The 15,590-nt window shown below is 50.1% G+C and carries 17 protein-coding genes and 1 riboswitch; of the genes, 13 read left to right on the top strand and 4 right to left on the bottom strand.

What is annotated here, in order from left to right:
- Together C812_RS22135 and C812_RS21430 are read right to left on the bottom strand one after the other, a co-directional pair.
- Positions 1 to 195: transposase (locus tag C812_RS22135; RefSeq protein WP_016314725.1), on the bottom strand; the 195-nt coding region annotated here is incomplete at its 3' end.
- A 301-nt stretch (positions 196 to 496) separates the two neighbouring features.
- Entirely contained in the window at positions 497 to 2,410 is a 1,914-nt protein-coding gene (locus C812_RS21430; RefSeq protein WP_016314724.1) for an amidase family protein, read from the bottom strand.
- Positions 2,411 to 2,824: 414 nt separating this feature from the next.
- Here C812_RS21430 and C812_RS21425 point away from each other — a divergent pair, with 414 nt between their 5' ends.
- The gene (locus C812_RS21425) at positions 2,825 to 3,256 is read left to right on the top strand and encodes a hypothetical protein (protein ID WP_016314723.1); all 432 of its coding nucleotides are present in this window, start codon (positions 2,825 to 2,827) and stop codon (positions 3,254 to 3,256) included.
- Positions 3,257 to 3,395: 139 nt separating this feature from the next.
- On the opposite strand, the gene C812_RS21420 is transcribed toward C812_RS21425, so the two are convergent.
- A complete protein-coding gene (locus tag C812_RS21420; protein ID WP_016314722.1) occupies positions 3,396 to 3,923 on the bottom strand; it encodes a hypothetical protein in 528 nt (175 codons plus the stop codon).
- 215 nt (positions 3,924 to 4,138) lie between these two features.
- Between C812_RS21420 and C812_RS21415 the strand changes: the two genes are divergently transcribed.
- The 10 genes from C812_RS21415 to rsmI all read left to right on the top strand — a co-directional run bounded on the left by C812_RS21415 (position 4,139) and on the right by rsmI (position 12,179).
- Positions 4,139 to 4,324 carry a sigma factor G inhibitor Gin gene (locus C812_RS21415; protein WP_016314721.1) on the top strand — a complete coding sequence of 62 codons (186 nt, stop codon included), beginning with the start codon at positions 4,139 to 4,141 and terminating at the stop codon, positions 4,322 to 4,324.
- A gap of 143 nt (positions 4,325 to 4,467) precedes the next feature.
- The gene (locus C812_RS21410; RefSeq protein WP_016314720.1) at positions 4,468 to 6,006 is read left to right on the top strand and encodes an aminotransferase class I/II-fold pyridoxal phosphate-dependent enzyme; all 1,539 of its coding nucleotides are present in this window, start codon (positions 4,468 to 4,470) and stop codon (positions 6,004 to 6,006) included.
- A gap of 55 nt (positions 6,007 to 6,061) precedes the next feature.
- Positions 6,062 to 6,712 carry a dTMP kinase gene (tmk, locus tag C812_RS21405; protein WP_016314719.1) on the top strand — a complete coding sequence of 217 codons (651 nt, stop codon included), beginning with the start codon at positions 6,062 to 6,064 and terminating at the stop codon, positions 6,710 to 6,712.
- Between the two features lie 52 nt (positions 6,713 to 6,764).
- Positions 6,765 to 7,094, top strand: coding sequence for a cyclic-di-AMP receptor (locus tag C812_RS21400; protein WP_009226367.1), 330 nt, complete (start codon positions 6,765 to 6,767; stop codon positions 7,092 to 7,094).
- Between the two features lie 556 nt (positions 7,095 to 7,650).
- Positions 7,651 to 8,094: a YaaR family protein gene (locus tag C812_RS21395; RefSeq protein WP_016314718.1), complete on the top strand. Its 444-nt coding sequence runs from the start codon at positions 7,651 to 7,653 to the stop codon at positions 8,092 to 8,094.
- A gap of 24 nt (positions 8,095 to 8,118) precedes the next feature.
- Positions 8,119 to 9,099: a DNA polymerase III subunit delta' gene (gene holB / locus C812_RS21390; protein WP_016314717.1), complete on the top strand. Its 981-nt coding sequence runs from the start codon at positions 8,119 to 8,121 to the stop codon at positions 9,097 to 9,099.
- Between the two features lie 152 nt (positions 9,100 to 9,251).
- The gene (locus tag C812_RS21385) at positions 9,252 to 10,052 is read left to right on the top strand and encodes a PSP1 domain-containing protein (protein ID WP_016314716.1); all 801 of its coding nucleotides are present in this window, start codon (positions 9,252 to 9,254) and stop codon (positions 10,050 to 10,052) included.
- Between the two features lie 50 nt (positions 10,053 to 10,102).
- Complete coding sequence (locus tag C812_RS21380; protein ID WP_016314715.1) at positions 10,103 to 10,474, top strand: initiation-control protein YabA; 372 nt, start codon at positions 10,103 to 10,105, stop codon at positions 10,472 to 10,474.
- Positions 10,475 to 10,542: 68 nt separating this feature from the next.
- The gene (locus C812_RS21375) at positions 10,543 to 11,298 is read left to right on the top strand and encodes a tRNA1(Val) (adenine(37)-N6)-methyltransferase (RefSeq protein WP_016314714.1); all 756 of its coding nucleotides are present in this window, start codon (positions 10,543 to 10,545) and stop codon (positions 11,296 to 11,298) included.
- Entirely contained in the window at positions 11,295 to 12,179 is an 885-nt protein-coding gene (gene rsmI / locus C812_RS21370; protein ID WP_016314713.1) for a 16S rRNA (cytidine(1402)-2'-O)-methyltransferase, read from the top strand. The genes C812_RS21375 and rsmI overlap by 4 nt, the downstream gene beginning before the upstream one ends.
- Positions 12,180 to 12,329: 150 nt before the next feature.
- On the opposite strand, the gene C812_RS21365 is transcribed toward rsmI, so the two are convergent.
- The gene (locus tag C812_RS21365) at positions 12,330 to 12,584 is read right to left on the bottom strand and encodes an AbrB/MazE/SpoVT family DNA-binding domain-containing protein (RefSeq protein ID WP_009226360.1); all 255 of its coding nucleotides are present in this window, start codon (positions 12,582 to 12,584) and stop codon (positions 12,330 to 12,332) included.
- 306 nt (positions 12,585 to 12,890) lie between these two features.
- On the opposite strand from C812_RS21365, the gene C812_RS21360 reads away from it, so the two are divergent.
- Positions 12,891 to 14,180, top strand: a complete 1,290-nt coding sequence (locus C812_RS21360; protein ID WP_016314712.1) for an HD domain-containing protein — start codon at positions 12,891 to 12,893, stop codon at positions 14,178 to 14,180.
- A 15-nt stretch (positions 14,181 to 14,195) separates the two neighbouring features.
- Positions 14,196 to 14,969 carry a TatD family hydrolase gene (locus C812_RS21355; RefSeq protein ID WP_016314711.1) on the top strand — a complete coding sequence of 258 codons (774 nt, stop codon included), beginning with the start codon at positions 14,196 to 14,198 and terminating at the stop codon, positions 14,967 to 14,969.
- 197 nt (positions 14,970 to 15,166) lie between these two features.
- Positions 15,167 to 15,379: riboswitch (cyclic di-AMP (ydaO/yuaA leader) on the top strand.
- The last annotated feature ends 211 nt before the right edge of the window (positions 15,380 to 15,590 follow it).

Below are 15,590 nucleotides of genomic sequence, written 5' to 3'. Positions count from 1 at the left end.
AAGTCGTTTGAGTTCTTGAAGGTGTTGGTCTGGCAGTGATGTATCCACATCTGTAATCTGATCTCGGTATGCTCGAATCCAGGTTCGAATGGTTTCTGGGTGCAGGTCATACGACCGGGCAAGCACCCCCACCTTAATCCCGGACAGAGCTTCTCTTACTACCTTTAAACGAAATTCATCTTTGGCTTTTCCCATAACTGAATCCTCTCCCTTATTTCCATTGTAAATCCTTGTAGGGGAGGACTCCAGTTTATTTAGGGGGCCTAGCCGCTTTTACAGTTATTTTACGCAAAACAGCATTTCGATCCCCAAATAACTGTATTTTTGCAGGAATCGCGTGACGTGCGTGCAAAGACCGACGTGTTAGGCCTAATTTGTAGGAATCGCACGTGGAGGTGTGGCGGAAGTGTTGAAGCCCGATAGAACGTTGCTACAAACACATAGGAGCACTACCGATATCCGGTAGTGCTCTCCAAAGTAATCTCATATAACAGAATTATGGCGTGAGTGCAGGGGCGTGACGGTGATGAGTGCCTTGTTCGTAGCTATAAGCTAGTTTGATGAGTGTGCCTTCATCGAAGGCGCGACCCAGGAACTCGATGCCAACGGGGAGACCGCCTTTGGTAAATCCGGCAGGGACCGTAATGGCAGGGAATCCCGAGAATGGGCTCAAGCGATTATTGTTACCGGACGATTGGCCCTCACCAATCAATGCTGGTGGTTGGGTGCTGGTTGGGTAAACAATCGCGTCGAGTTTATAGTCGGCCATCACCTTCAGTAGGGAGTCTCGGGTAAGGCTGGTGCGTTTCAGTACAATGTCTTTGTATTCTTGAGTGTCCAGCGTTTCTCGGGCCTCGCGAGCCTTCATCGATTGCTCTTGAGATTTATCGTACTCTCCAGAGGCGATGATTTCAGCCAGGCTGTGGTAAGGGGCTTTATCACCGAGTTCCTCGAGGTAATCGTTTAATTGGAACTTGAACTCGTAGCCGCTTAAGCTTGGATATTTCATAATCTCCTCAAGATTTGGAATCTTAATATTCACGACGGTTGCGCCAAGGGCTTCTAATTCTTTCACCGCGTTGGACACGACTTCGGTGACAGCTTTTTCTTGATCGTTGTTCTCCGGGAAGAGTTCCGTGGCTACGCCAATCCGCGCGCCTTTCAAGCCATTGACGTCAAGGAAGTCGGTGTAGCTCGCAGGAATACGGCCTACGCTGTAGGCGGTGGCGACATCGTCTGGATCATAACCAACTGTGGCGTCGAGCAGGATCGCTGCATCCTCGACTGTCCGGGCGATTGGGCCTCCTACGTCTTGCGTCAAAGCGAGTGGGATAATTCCATCACGGCTGGATAAGCCAATCGTTGGGCGGATCCCAACCAAGCTGTTGAAGCTGGACGGGATACGGATGGAACCTCCAGTATCCGTGCCCAGGCCGGCAGCGGCAAAGTTGGCGGCAATTGCTGCTCCGGTACCACCACTGGAGCCGCCGGGATAATGGTCAAGGGCATATGGATTTTTCGTTTGGCCGCCTAACGAGCTTGATGTGGTAATGCCAAAAGCAAACTCATGAAGATTCGTTTTGCCTAGGATGATCGCGCCGGCTTCTTTGAGCTTGGCAATTTGATCTGCATCTTGCGGGGGGATCGACTCCTTCAAGCAAAGACAGCCTGCGGTCGTCGGCATATCGGCGGTGTCAAAGTTGTCTTTGACAAGGATCGGAATGCCGTGCAGTGGTCCTCTAGGTCCCTTTTCAGCGCGCTCTTGGTCCAACGCTTCGGCGATGCTGAGTGCGTCAGGATTAACTGAAAGGACAGCTTGCAGGGAAATCCCTTGATCATCATATTTATCGATTCGATCGAGATACATTTGTACGAGTTGTTTAGAAGTGATCTTGCCTTGTTCCATAGCCAGCTGAAGTTTAGAAATCGTGGCTTCCGGAAGGATAAAAGGAGCTAGGTAACTGACAACACGGTCGTGCAGTCGCTCGAGATCGTCGGCAGTGAGAGGGGCGCCAGGCAGGAAAGAGGTATCCGAATAGCCTTTCATAAGCCCGGCCTTCTTCACGGCTCCGACAGCTCCCGCGTAAGCAGCTTGGTCTGGAACATCGCTGAAGGATTCAGCGGCATCCTCGAGCCCCAGCCATTGCTGAAGCAGTACAGCCGCTTGGCTGCGGAGCACACGGTTACTGGAGACCTCCGGCATCGTGAAGGAGTCTCCCGCCTCGGTTGCCGCCTGTTTCATCGCTTGGTAAAATTGGTCGCCGGTGATAAAGGTTTGGCTTGCTGTAACCTTGGCTGTACCTGAAGCGGCTTGGGCTTGTGGAAGCTGTCCGATTCCAAGCCCTGTGACCAAGACAGAGGTCAGTAGGACGGCGCTTCCTAGTTTCAGGCCTCGTCGATAAAGATTCATAAGATTTCCCCTCCAAGTCAAAATTTAAAGTTTATGTGAACCATCATAAATTCATGTTAGATATATTGACAAAGATGAGAACTATCTAATAAAACGTATACATCAAGGGATATCACAATAAATCAAAGGATTACTTAGGTTTTCTCCCATTAAAAAATATCATAAATATATCTAAAATGTTATATAACCTAACGTAAACATAACGCATTCATTACCTTTTTCAGAAAATTAACTGTATTATTTTCAGTTTCTACCAAATGGAATGTAACCTTTTTGTTACCGACAGGGGGACGTCACCCGTTATAATTAGATTGGTAAATTAGCATCTAGGGCATTTAGCCTATCCGGAATCTATATCAGAATGACAACAGGAAGTATTTTTCAGTATATAGGCAGGGTAAGGAGGAATGGATCATGCAGCGAAGAGGAGTTAGAATTTCCTTATGCTTCATGTGGGGAGTCTTGATGATGATGGTAGTCATCGCAGGCTGTGCGTCTTCCGAGCCTTCGTGGACAGATTATGTAGGAGCAACGGTTGAGAAGAATTTCCCTGTTCCTAAAGAGGCCAACCAAACGGATACGGCTCTTAATAATTCGAAGATGGACTATGTTAATTATAGACTAACCGGACTTAAGGAAAGCAGTGAGATCCCTGAGGCCTATCAGAAGGTAATCGAGGAGTGGGGATGGAAGGAGAAGAAAGAGGAAAGTACTGGTTCAACTCGGGTGTACGAGAAGGGGAAGCAAATTGTTCAATTGACGCTTCATGATAACTCTTTTACTGTATTAGTCCCGAAAAAAGAATCGAAAACCGTCATTCAAGGGTTGGAAAGCAGCAGCCCATAGCATCAGAATTCGGATATGAAAAGGCAACTGCCCCTCTACCGGACAAGCCCGGTAATGGAATGTGCTAAAGAAAATAAAAGGCCTGATCTCTGCATTTGCGCAGGAGCAGGCTTTTTTCACATTGAGTATATGAACTTCATTATTGCCTATAGTAAGCAATTTCGAGACCAGTGATCTTGATCATCCCGTCTTTACGTTGTCCACGCAGGGTAGCAAGCACGATCGATCGCGGGATCATCAGCCAGAGGTGCCAGAACACTAAAGAGAGCACAAAGGAGACCGGCGACCAAGGGATGAGAATCACGATAATACAGCAACCGATCCAAGCGGAATGAAGATGGACTCGGCGATAATCGGGATAAGAGACGTATTGATCAGGTGAATAACCAATCCATGGCATTTGTCGGGAAAACCGCCAGCGCTTGCGATAGGAGTGGCTGACGATCATCAGTACGGAGCGGGAAATGACATATTGGATCCATAAGATGACCGGTAGGGCTAATAGGAAGAAGAAGATACTGGTCCAGGATATGAATACCGTCTCGGCTGCCAGCCATATGACGGGGAGTATGGCTAAGCTGTAGATGAGCGACTTCGGTAAAACCTTCTTTTTGAGCAAGGTGTAGTGATAAAAGGTCGCTTGGCTTTCGGTTTCAGCGGACTTCAAGCGTTTGCTCCTCCTCCCATTTTTCATCAGCTCCGCACATCGCGGACTAGCTCTTCTTAATATATCGGAAGAATCCAAGAATAATTAAGACGGCGCGTACAAACACGGGGCTCTGGCTGTCGGCATAAGATAAAGTAGGAAGCGAACTATGAAAAGGTTTAAAATAGTAGAATCTGTGTCATACTGATAGTAAAAAAGACAAGGTGGGATCGGACATGGATGAGTCGCGGGTTAGCACCTGCATTATATGTGGAGAGCCGAAGACGGAGGGTATTCATATCGTTTCTGAATTTATCTGCGATGCTTGCGAAGCTGAAATGGTGCGCACCGACGTGCAGGAGGAGAAATACCACTTCTTTGTTCATCAAATGAAGCAGATCTGGGTGCAAAAAAATGCATAACACTGCCGGATAAAAGGACCTGTTCATTTTGGGGAGCAGGTCCTTTTATATTGCTCTAGTGGGTGAACTAACGGTAAAATGAAATGAAGCAATGAATGCAATCACATAAAGATCAGGTTAACCCAGTGTTGGAAGGAATCGAAATGGCAGAGGAACATTACGGAAGAGCCCCTTTGGTTGAGGCTTTGCAGCAGTATCAGGTGAAAAAGGATGCTTCCTTTCATGTCCCGGGGCATAAAAATGGACAGGCTTTGCGCGGTCATGCGAAGGGGATAGAGGAATTGGCCCGCGTGATGGAAATCGACGTGACGGAAATTACCGGGACGGATGATCTCCATCATCCCGAGGGCGTCATCCGCGAGGCGCAGCAGCTGGCTGCCGCCCAGTTTGGGGCGGAAGAGACCTTTTTTCTGGTTGGCGGTAGTACGGCTGGCAACCTGGCCTTGATCCTGAGCGTGTGTACCGCTCCAGGGGATGTGCTGCTCGTGCAGCGGAACGTGCATAAATCCGTCATCCACGGATTAATGCTGGCGGGCGCGCACGCGGTGTTTTTGGCGCCGCAGCTGGATGCGGGCAGCGGCCTGGCTACCATCCCGAGCGAAGCAACGGTGCGTGAAGCCCTGCGCCGGTATCCCGGCGCGAAGGGGGTGCTGCTCACGCACCCGAGCTACTATGGGATGGGGGCGCCATTGCAGCCGCTGGCGGAGCTGTGCCACGCGCACGGGGTGCCGCTGCTCATCGACGAGGCGCATGGCGCCCACTTCGGTCAGCACCCGGCGCTGCCGGAGAGCGCGCTGGCCGCGGGGGCCGATGGCGTCGTGCAGTCGACGCACAAGATGCTGACCGCGCTCACGATGGGCGCGATGCTGCACGTGCAGGGCGGGCTGCTCGACCGCACGCTGCTGCGCCAGCGGCTGGCGATGCTGCAGAGCTCCAGCCCGTCGTACCCCATCATGGCTTCGCTCGATCTGAGCCGAAGCCTGCTGGGGGCACAGGGCCCCGCCTTCTTCGAGGGCGGGCTCGCCGCGGCCGCGCATATGCGGCGCGGCCTGGCCAAGCAATCGCGCTTCGGCGTCGTGAAACCGCCGGGCGCCAGCGGAGAGGCTGCTGCATATACTATCCAAGATCCTTTGAAGCTTGTGATATTCGATGCATCCGCAGCTCTCTCCGGGTATGAACTGCAAGAGCGGCTCGAAGCCGAAGGCTGCGTGCCGGAGATGAGCGATGACCGCTTTGTGGTCCTAGCGCTAGGTCCGGGAACAACGATGGAAGATGCCGATCGGCTGCTGCAAGCGCTGGATCACATCGCTAATGCCGAAGCCGATTCACTGGAGAAAACGGTGAGAGGTGGTCTCGTTTCCCCAACAGGTTCGGCCGATGAACTTTCCACGTGGAACAATTCAGTTCACGGAGGGCATTTGTCGGAGGTGTCTGGGCCTGTACCGTTTAGCCTTACGCCGCTGATTCCAGGGGAGATCGAAGCGATCCCTGTTGAGGAAAGTCTCGGTCGGCAAGCGGCGGAAATGATCATTCCGTATCCTCCGGGCATCCCGTTGCTCTACCCCGGGGAGATCATTACCGAAACGGTAAGGCAGCGGCTGCGGCTGCTGAGGGATTCAGGAGCCAAGTGTCAGGGGCCGGCCGACCCGCGGTTGCATACAATTCAAGTCAAGAAAGGGTAAACCTAAGCATATACTTGTACATGATTTTTGGAGAAGAAAGCAGGGAACGAACTAGATGAACCATCAAGCCAAGGGATTATTTATTACGCTTGAAGGGGGGGATGGCTCCGGCAAAACGACGGTCATGCGGGAAATGGAACAGTTGCTTAAGGAACAAGGTGTGGACTTTATTTCTACGAGGGAACCTGGCGGCATCGAAATTGCGGAGAAGATCCGTGAGGTGATCTTAAATCCGCAGCACACGGCGATGGATGCACGGACCGAGGCACTGTTATACGCCGCATCAAGGCGACAGCATCTGGCGGAGAAGGTGGAGCCCTCCCTGGAGCGTGGAATTACAGTTCTCTGCGATCGCTTTATAGATAGCAGCCTGGCCTATCAGGGGTATGCTCGTGGGCTCGGGATCGAGGAAGTGCTGAAGATTAATCTTTTTGCCACTAAGGGGAGGTTTCCGGATCTCACTTTCTATCTCGACATTGAGCCGGAAGTGGGGTTGGCCCGGATCGCTGCAGGTGCCGGACGTGAAGTGAACCGACTGGATATGGAAAGCCTGCATTTTCATCAAAAGGTTCGGGAAGGATACCACATCCTCGCCGGGATGTATCCGGATCGGATCAAAACGATAGATGCTTCTCGCAGTCAAGAAGAGGTTGCAGCGGAGATCCGCGGGCATCTTTATGCGGCAATAAAGGAGATCCTAGCCTAGGTGTCAAATAGGTTAGTATGGTACATTTTTATAAAATAAGGAGGTACTGCAAATGAAACTGATTGTTGCGATTATCCAAGATAAAGACAGCAACCGGCTATCCAGCGCGCTCGTGAAAGAAAACTATCGGGCAACCAAGCTGGCGAGTACCGGAGGGTTTCTTCGGGCGGGGAACACCACATTTATGATCGGTGTAGACGACCATCAAGTGGATGACGTATTGAAAGTGATCCGTAACAGTTGTAAAGTGCGGGAACAATTAGTAACCCCGGTTACCCCGATGAGCGGTACTACCGATTCGTATTTGCCGTTGCCCGTGGAAGTGCAAGTGGGCGGGGCGACGGTGTTTGTGCTTCCAGTAGACCGTTTCGAACACTTCTAATAGATGAAATCAAAAAAGTGATCTTCCCATCACGAAGGGAATCGTTGAAGTAATTTCGGCGTCGAATCTTGAATTCAGCTGGTCTTTCCGTTGCTCACGTAGGTTTGCCTACGCTGCGCTACTCAATCCCAGCTTCATTCAACCTTCTCGGTGCTGAAAACCTCACTTTTTTGATCTACATTAGACTAGGTAATTAAAAAGTCGGCTTTTGATCACGATGTATCAGCAGGAGGAGGGGGCGACGTCGAATCTTGAACGTAGGCCGGGCTAAGCATATGCTTTCGAAGTATGTTTCCTACGGAAACATTGGAGTTGCTCACGTACTCCCTAAGTACGCTGCGCTACTTACGTCCCTAGTTTCGTCCAACTAAAGCGTTTTGAAAAAACGCACGTCGGAAGCATAAGCTTCGGTGCTGAAAAGCCAACATTTTAATCTTCATCATAAAGAAATCAAAAAAGTGATCTTCCCATCACGAAGGGATTACTAGAAGCCGAGTCGAGGCTTCGATGTTATCGTACATTCATTCTATCTATTCAATTATAGGCGGTGGACGCTTTGAAAATTGATCCGGGATACCGGCCGCTCAAAAGCGGCTTGGGGGTGAGCGACAGCCCTGCCAAGCCGGTACAGTCGAAAAGCTTCGCCGACGTCATGCAGCGGCATGGGCAGCAGGCGACCCAAGAAGAATTGAACCGGAGATTTAAGGAGATTCAAATGCAAGGGGACCGGCTTGCCCGGTCCATGACCGTTCGGGAGCTGAAGGCGTACCGGATGATGGTCAAGCGGTTTCTCGAGGATACGGTTCGGCGGGGGGTGGGCATCAAAGAATCCAGAGGCTGGGACCGCCGCGGCCGTGGGAAACGTTATAAGCTTCTTGATGAAGTGGATGCTGCGCTGCTGGCGATGGCAGACGAACTGCTGGAGACGGAGCAAGGCAAGATCGAGCTGTTGCAAAAGATCGGCGAGATCCGCGGCATGCTGATTAATCTGGTTTTCTAGCATTGAAAGGACGAGGCAGAAGAGATGTCATTTCAAGAGATCATTGGGCAGGAGACGGCCAAACAATTGCTGCAAAGCAGTCTGCGGCGCCAGGAAATCTCCCATGCCTATATATTTAGTGGACCGCCTGGAAGCGGGCAGATGGAAATGGCCATGGCCTTCGTCCAGGCGTTGTTCTGTACACGGGGCGGAGACGATGCTTGCGGGGAGTGTCTGGAGTGCCGGAAGGTGCTGCATGGCAATCATCCCGATTTGTTTACAATCAAGCCTGACGGGGCAACGATTAAGATCGAACAAATCCGCGATCTGCAGCGGATTTTCTCTTACCGTTCGGAGAGCGGGAATCCTAAGGCTTATATTATTGACGAAGCCGAAAAAATGACAGTGCAAGCGGCTAACAGCTTGCTCAAATTTCTGGAGGAACCGCCATCTCCGGCCGTAGCAATTCTGCTGTCGGATAATGGACGAGCTTTGCTCCCTACAATTCAATCACGCGCCCAATGGGTTCCATTCTCTCCGGTGAATCCGGAGACGATGCTCCAGATATTGGCGAACGAGGGATTTTCGACAACCTTGGCTCGCAGTGCCGTTCATCTCGCGGCAGGACTGGGTCCATGCCGTGATTTAATCCAGCAGAATTGGTTTGCAGAAGTTCGAAACGTAGTGTTACAATTAGGAAAGGAGATCGCAGGCCGTGGCGGCTCTCCATTAATTACGGCGCAGCAGGTATTGTTCAAATCCGGGTTGACCGATCATTTGGACATGCTGTTCAGCCTTTTCCATTTGTGGTTCAAAGATATGATCCATGCGCTCTATCATAAACATGATCAAATCGTTTTCATAGATGAGCTTCAGTTTATCAATCAATATTGTACCAGCCGCAGTGCAGAACAGTGGATTGAGGCCATGGCGCTGGCTGCAGAGAGCAAGAAGAAGCTGCGGCAGCATATGAATGCCAATCTCTGCGTAGAGCAGTTTTTGATTGCTGTGGATGGACAACGGTAAGACCTGCACCTAGATGAGACACCAGGTCGTTATGACTTCGCATGAAACTTTCTCCCCTGAAAGAGCAGGGAATGTAATAGTTTCTTTGAATCGCGCTGCTTTCGTGAGCTGCGGTTCGCCAGTCTTGTAGAGCTATACGAGGGGGTTAGTTTTTGTATACTGTAGTGGGCGTCCGCTTTAAGAAGGCGGGCAAAATCTATTATTTCGATCCGTTGGACCTCCCGGTAGAGAAAGATCAACACGTTATTGTTGAGACTGCTCGGGGGATCGAATATGGGAAAGTGGTGGTCGGCAAGAAGAAGGTTGGAGAATCCGATGTCGTCCTTCCGCTGAAGAAGGTAATTCGGATCGCCGATGAAGCCGACGCCCGAGTTGTCGAGGAGAACAAGCTTGCGGCAAAGAATGCCTTTGTCACATGTTTAAATAAAATTAAAGATCATGATTTGAAAATGAAGCTGGTCGACGTGGAATTTACGTTTGACCGCAATAAAATTATCTTCTACTTTACGGCAGAAGGCCGTGTGGATTTTCGCGAGTTGGTGAAGGATCTGGCCAGTATCTTCCGGACACGGATTGAGCTTAGACAGATCGGCGTGCGGGACGAAGCCAAGATGCTTGGCGGGATCGGCCCCTGCGGACGCGTGCTCTGCTGTTCCTCCTGGTTGGGGGATTTTGAGCCGGTATCGATCAAGATGGCGAAGGACCAAAGCTTGTCGCTGAACCCTACGAAAATCTCAGGATTATGCGGTCGTCTGATGTGCTGTCTGAAGTTCGAGCATGACAACTACGAAAGCACCAAAGAAGAACTTCCATCCGTAGGCAAAATCGTCGTTACTTCGCTGGGTGACGGTAAGGTCGTTGGACTCAACGCCGGTAGCCGAACCGTACATGTACAGTTGTTCGAAATTGGGAAAGTGAAGGAGCTTCCGCTGGACGATGTCGTCCTGAAATAAAAGAAGATCTTTTTCAAGATAGATTCTAGAGATGACTCTGGGGTGGGAACTTGGAGAACAAGGACATTTTCACAAGTATGCAGGCGCTGGAAACGCAAATGGGAAAAGTACACGGCGATTTGAGCAGCCTCATGTTGGAGGTCAAGAAGCTGGTGGAAGAGAACCAGCGGCTTCGCCTTGAGAATGAACAGCTGCGCAAAATATTAAAGCGGGAGAGCACCGAAGGGCCGCTGCCCATGCCGGCGTCGGTCAGAACCGATAGTCCGGTTCCGGCTGGCAAAGAAGCGATTGACGTCGTCGGTGAAGGCTACGATAACTTAGCACGTCTTTATCATGAGGGCTTTCATATTTGCAATGTTTATTACGGGCATCTGCGCACCGAAGGTGACTGCCTGTTCTGCTTGTCGTTTTTGAATAAATAATGAACCGTGGGGGTGTCCCTGCGGTTTTTTTTAAATTTAGGCTACAAAAAGGATGGAGTTCCAAATCAATGAACCAAGTACCTATTTATGAGCAGGAACGGATTGACGACCTGCTGACCCATGATTTACATATCATTCAAAGCGACGAGGTGTTTAGCTTCTCGATGGATGCCGTGTTGTTGGCACGGTTCGCACCAGTGCCGAAATACGGTAAAATCCTCGATCTATGCACCGGCAATGGGGTAATCCCGTTGCTGCTCTCCACGCGGACGGAAGCGAAGATCGAGGGGATCGAGATCCAGCCGCGGCTTGCTGATATGGCTCGCCGCAGTGTAGAAATGAACGGGCTGACACACCGGATCGAAATTCGCGAAGGGGATTTACGGGAGCTGGTGAAGGTGACGGGGCACGGGGCGTACGATGCCATTACGGTAAACCCGCCGTATATGCCGGTGACCAGCGGCGAGGCGAAGCTGAATTCGTATCAGGCGATCGCTCGGCATGAGATTCACTGCAGTTTGGAGGAAGTGGCGGCTGCGTCGATGCGGCTGGTTCGGCCCGGAGGCAAGGTGTCGATGGTTCACAGACCGCAGCGATTAGGGGAAATTATGACGTTGCTGCGCCAATATCGACTAGAGCCGAAGGTGATCCGGTTTGTGCATCCAAGAGCGGGAGCGGAAGCGAACATGGTGCTGATCGAGGCGCTGCGGGACGGCAAGCCGGATGTGCGGGTACTGCCGCCATTGATCGTATATAATGAAAACGGGGAATACTGCGAAGAAATCATGAATATCTATTACGGGCCAAAAGAGGGTAGAGCATGAACGTTCAAGTACAGAAGAGCTTTGAAAATACAGCGGTGGGCAGCGGCAAGTTGTTCCTGGTGGGGACGCCCATCGGGAATTTGGAGGATATGACCTACCGGGCCGTGCGTACCTTGCAAGAGGTGGACATTATCGCGGCGGAGGATACACGGCAGACACGTAAGCTGTTAACGCATTTCGACATTTCTCCGGGCAAATTGCTAAGCTATCACGAACATAATAAGGCCGCCAGTGGCCCAGAATTAATTCGTTTTATAATAGAAGGAAAAAATTTAGCGTTAGTCAGCGATGCCGGTCTGCCGGCGATTTCCGACCCCGGGAGTGATCTTGTGAAGCTGGCGCTGGAGGCAGGGATTGCAGTCGTTCCCGTGCCGGGAGCCAACGCGGCGTTATCGGCGCTCATCGTTTCCGGTTTGCCCACGGATCGATTTACGTTCCTAGGATTTTTGCCAAGAGATCATAAAGATCGGGAACGGTTGTTGAAGGCGCTTGAGGATCAAGAGGGAACGATGTTGCTGTACGAATCACCGCATCGATTGATCAAAACGTTGGAGTCTCTGCTCGAGGTTTGGGGAGACCGGCGTATTGTACTAGCGAGAGAGTTAACGAAGCGTTATGAGGAAATGGCTCGGGGGACGATTCATGATTGCTTGGCTTGGCTGCAGGAGCATCCGCCGCTGGGCGAATATTGCCTCGTGGTGGAAGGAGCCCATCCCGACCAGGTGAAGGAGAAGCGGGATGCTTGGTGGCAAGCGCTAACGGTGGAGGAGCATGTCCGACATTACGAAACGGAAGAAGGGTTGTCGCGGAAGGAAGCCATGAAAAAAACCGCGGCCGACCGGGGGGTTGCTAAGCGGGATATCTACAATCAATTATTGTAGCCCCACTTCTCTCCGAAATCATGAAATATTATCCAATCCAGCCAAAAAAGGGGCCTTCGCTAGGCCGGGTTCAAGCCTAGGAAGGCGCCAAGGAGATATGAAAAAGGTTAGAATTAACAGTTTCAGTAAATCTATTATATACTATATTTCTTAATTTGTCACAGGGGTAGGAAGCTCCGTAATGCATTCATGGCAAACAATTTTGCCTTTGAAGTAAGTTACGTTCTCTGCATTACCGCAGAAGATGCAAGCCGGCTCATATTTCTTGAGCATAATCCGTTCACCATCTACATAAATTTCGAGCGCATCTTTTTCTCCGATCCCCAGAGTGCGGCGCAATTCAATTGGAATAACAACACGGCCTAATTCGTCTACTTTTCTTACAATACCAGTGGATTTCATCATAGGATGATTGCCCCTCTCGCTATAATTTTGGAATTGTCATTATTCGACATCATTCTATCTTTTCTGATTTTTATAATACCAACCATTGCCAGATTAGTCAACCTATTTATGGTATAGTTCAACATTATTTCTAATAAATTCGGATACTTGACACCGAGAACCTTTACGGAATCTAGTAAGTTCACAATAATCTATATTTCGACATTTTGGAAATCGTCATCCAGTCATTTTGCGACATAATTCGACATTTCTTGTCGTATCTACGCGGTAACCCACCAAATTTTATGAAAAAGGGAGTGTTGGTTCATGCATCGTCGGCTTAGCGAAGAGAAAGTGTTCAAAGACCCCGTACATAATTATATTCATGTACAGGACGAAGTGATCTGGTCGCTCATTAATACGCCGGAATTTCAGCGGCTTCGCCGGATTCGACAGCTCGGGACTTCCTATTTGACCTTTCATGGTGCCGAGCACAGCCGTTTTTCCCATTCGCTTGGCGTTTACGAGATTACGCGGCGGATTATTTCGCAATTTGAGCGAAGCGGCTACACGGATTGGCCTCGCAGCGAGAAAATGGTCGCCTTGTGTGCGGCGCTGCTGCATGACCTCGGGCATGGTCCGTTTTCCCATTCTATAGAAGAAGCTTTTCAAATGCATCACGAGGATTGGACCTGCAAAATCCTATTGGGAGAAACTGAGGTGGGGAACGTCCTGCGCGAGATTTCACCGGATTTTCCAGACAAGGTGGCTGCGGTGATCCGGAAGGATTATGACAATCCGATTGTGGTGAATTTGGTGTCTAGCCCGCTGGATGCGGATCGGATGGATTATTTGCTGCGGGATGCTTATTTTACCGGTGTAAACTACGGGACGATTGACATGGACCGGATTTTGCGGATGCTTCGACCATTTCAAGGGCGGGTTGTGGTCAAAGAATCAGGGATGCATGCGGTGGAAGACTATTTGATGTCGCGGTATCAGATGTATTGGCAGGTCTATTTCCACCCGGTGACGCGGAGCTCGGAGATCATTCTTCGGCAAATTTTGCGTCGGGCTAAGGAATTATACCGAAGTGGGCATTCTTTTTGCTTCTTGCCGCATCCGTTGCCGAACTTATTTCATGGGGATATCAGCGTAACCGATTATTTGCAGCTGGACGAGGCGCTGATGCAAACGACCTTCATGCAGTGGACGAGAGAAGACGACGAGCGGTTAAGCGATTTATGTTCTCGGTTTTTGAATCGTAAGCTGTATAAATATGTAGAATTAGATTCACCGGAGCTGGAAATGCTGGACGAGATTCGGAACGCCTTCAGACAAGTCGGGCTTGAACCTGAATACGACATGGAAATTGATTTTCCGACGGATCTGCCGTATGATGTGTTCCGTCCGGACGGCGGGGTTCGGCAGAAGCAAATTTTGTTGTTGGACCGGCAGGAGCGGCTGCGGGAAATTTCGGAAGTCTCGGATATCGTACGATCAATCAGCGGATTACACCGCGGGAAGACGCATTTGTACTATCCGGATAATAAATTGTGTGCTGTAATGGATCGGCTGCCTCGCCCGGTAGCCCGCATTTTCGAGCAACGGAAATAGGAGGATGACAAGTTTATGTTATTTGATACGCATACGCATTTGGATGCTCCCCAATTTGACGAGGACCGCGAGAAAGTGATCGCGCGCGCTGTGGAACAAGGGGTTACGCGGATGATCAACATCGGATTTAACCGTGAGACAATCCCTTCGACCATGAAGCTGGCAGAGACCTATGACTTCATTTATGCCGCGGTCGGATGGCATCCGCAAGACGCGATTACGATGCAAGAGGGCGATTTGGACTGGATTGCAGAATTGTGCAAGCATGAGAAGGTCGTCGCCATCGGAGAAATTGGGCTGGATTATTATTGGGATACGTCCCCTAAGGACGTTCAACATAAGGTTTTTCGCCAGCAAATTGGACTGGCTCGCAGCTTAGGCATGCCGATTTCCATTCATAATCGGGACGCTCACGAAGACGTGGTGCGCATCCTTCGGGAAGAGAAAGCCCACGAGGTTGGAGGTGTGATGCACTCCTTCTCCGGCAGTTGGGAAATTGCCAAAATGTGTCTAGATTTGGGATTTCATTTGTCGTTTGGCGGGCCGATTACGTTTAAAAATGCAAAACAGCCAAAAGAAGTGTTGGCCAAGACGCCGATGGATCGATTGCTGATCGAAACGGATTCCCCTTATTTAACGCCGCATCCATATCGTGGTAAACGGAATGAGTCCGCTCATGTCCGCTTGGTTGCAGAAATGGCAGCCGAGCTCAAAGGGGTCACTTTTGAGGAAATCGCGGAAATTACCACCCGAAACGCATTGGAACGATTTGGAATCCCGAGTATTTGAGAGCAAAACGGATGAAATAAAGAGGATTTCGGAAAGATTAATGCTTTTTAACCCTCAAAAACAAGGTCATTACATTTTTTTAACCATTTTTTTAAAAAAACGTGGTTGATTCGTCCTTTACAACCTGCATCGAAACAGGATAGAATCTTTTCAGTATCGATTCGGTTCGTTTTGAACCGTACGATGCTTGGTTCCATGAACCAGTCTCGCTGAATCTCCTATGACGGAGAACGGGGGAACCAATACGGATTGCAGTTGGCGATAGCCTGTATGCGTTCGTATTCGATTTCTTTCCAGGGTCTATGGGGTGAATTCAAGGTCATTGCGCCATGAGCGAATGTACTGAGAAAGGGCGGCTCTCTTTCGCCCGAACCCGACAGCTAACCTCGTAAGCGAATAAGAGAGGTCACTCGTGCAGCTATTACACCCAAGACATTCAAGAAGCCACGAAGGAGTTCCTCTAACTCTTTCTCCCGGCTTCTTTTGTTTTGAATAAAAGTAATAGGGTCGTCATACTGTTGGAAAACAGGAGGTGACGACAAGCAGGAGAGACTGGTCAAGGATGCAAAACGCGCTAAGGTAGTCAAGAAGTCATCTTATGAACCACACTTTTAGATTTGA

The sequence above is a fragment of the Paenibacillus barengoltzii G22 genome, from assembly GCF_000403375.2.
GTDB classification, from domain to species: Bacteria; Bacillota; Bacilli; order Paenibacillales; family Paenibacillaceae; genus Fontibacillus; species Fontibacillus barengoltzii.
Note: the sequence above shows the minus strand (reverse complement) of the source record. Positions and strands in the feature narration are given on the sequence as shown.

Excerpts from the sequence above, each read along its gene's own strand:
- C812_RS21400 (WP_009226367.1), top strand. The coding sequence starts at position 6,765 with ATGAAACTGATTGTTGCGATTATCCAAGATAAAGACAGCAACCGGCTA.
- C812_RS21355 (WP_016314711.1), top strand. The coding sequence starts at position 14,196 with ATGTTATTTGATACGCATACGCATTTGGATGCTCCCCAATTTGACGAG.
- C812_RS21415 (WP_016314721.1), top strand. The coding sequence starts at position 4,139 with ATGGATGAGTCGCGGGTTAGCACCTGCATTATATGTGGAGAGCCGAAG.
- C812_RS21425 (WP_016314723.1), top strand. The coding sequence starts at position 2,825 with ATGCAGCGAAGAGGAGTTAGAATTTCCTTATGCTTCATGTGGGGAGTC.
- C812_RS21365 (WP_009226360.1), bottom strand. The coding sequence starts at position 12,584 with ATGATGAAATCCACTGGTATTGTAAGAAAAGTAGACGAATTAGGCCGT.
- C812_RS21430 (WP_016314724.1), bottom strand. The coding sequence starts at position 2,410 with ATGAATCTTTATCGACGAGGCCTGAAACTAGGAAGCGCCGTCCTACTG.
- C812_RS21375 (WP_016314714.1), top strand. The coding sequence starts at position 10,543 with ATGAACCAAGTACCTATTTATGAGCAGGAACGGATTGACGACCTGCTG.
- holB (WP_016314717.1), top strand. The coding sequence starts at position 8,119 with ATGTCATTTCAAGAGATCATTGGGCAGGAGACGGCCAAACAATTGCTG.
- tmk (WP_016314719.1), top strand. The coding sequence starts at position 6,062 with ATGAACCATCAAGCCAAGGGATTATTTATTACGCTTGAAGGGGGGGAT.
- C812_RS21410 (WP_016314720.1), top strand. The coding sequence starts at position 4,468 with ATGGCAGAGGAACATTACGGAAGAGCCCCTTTGGTTGAGGCTTTGCAG.
- rsmI (WP_016314713.1), top strand. The coding sequence starts at position 11,295 with ATGAACGTTCAAGTACAGAAGAGCTTTGAAAATACAGCGGTGGGCAGC.
- C812_RS21360 (WP_016314712.1), top strand. The coding sequence starts at position 12,891 with ATGCATCGTCGGCTTAGCGAAGAGAAAGTGTTCAAAGACCCCGTACAT.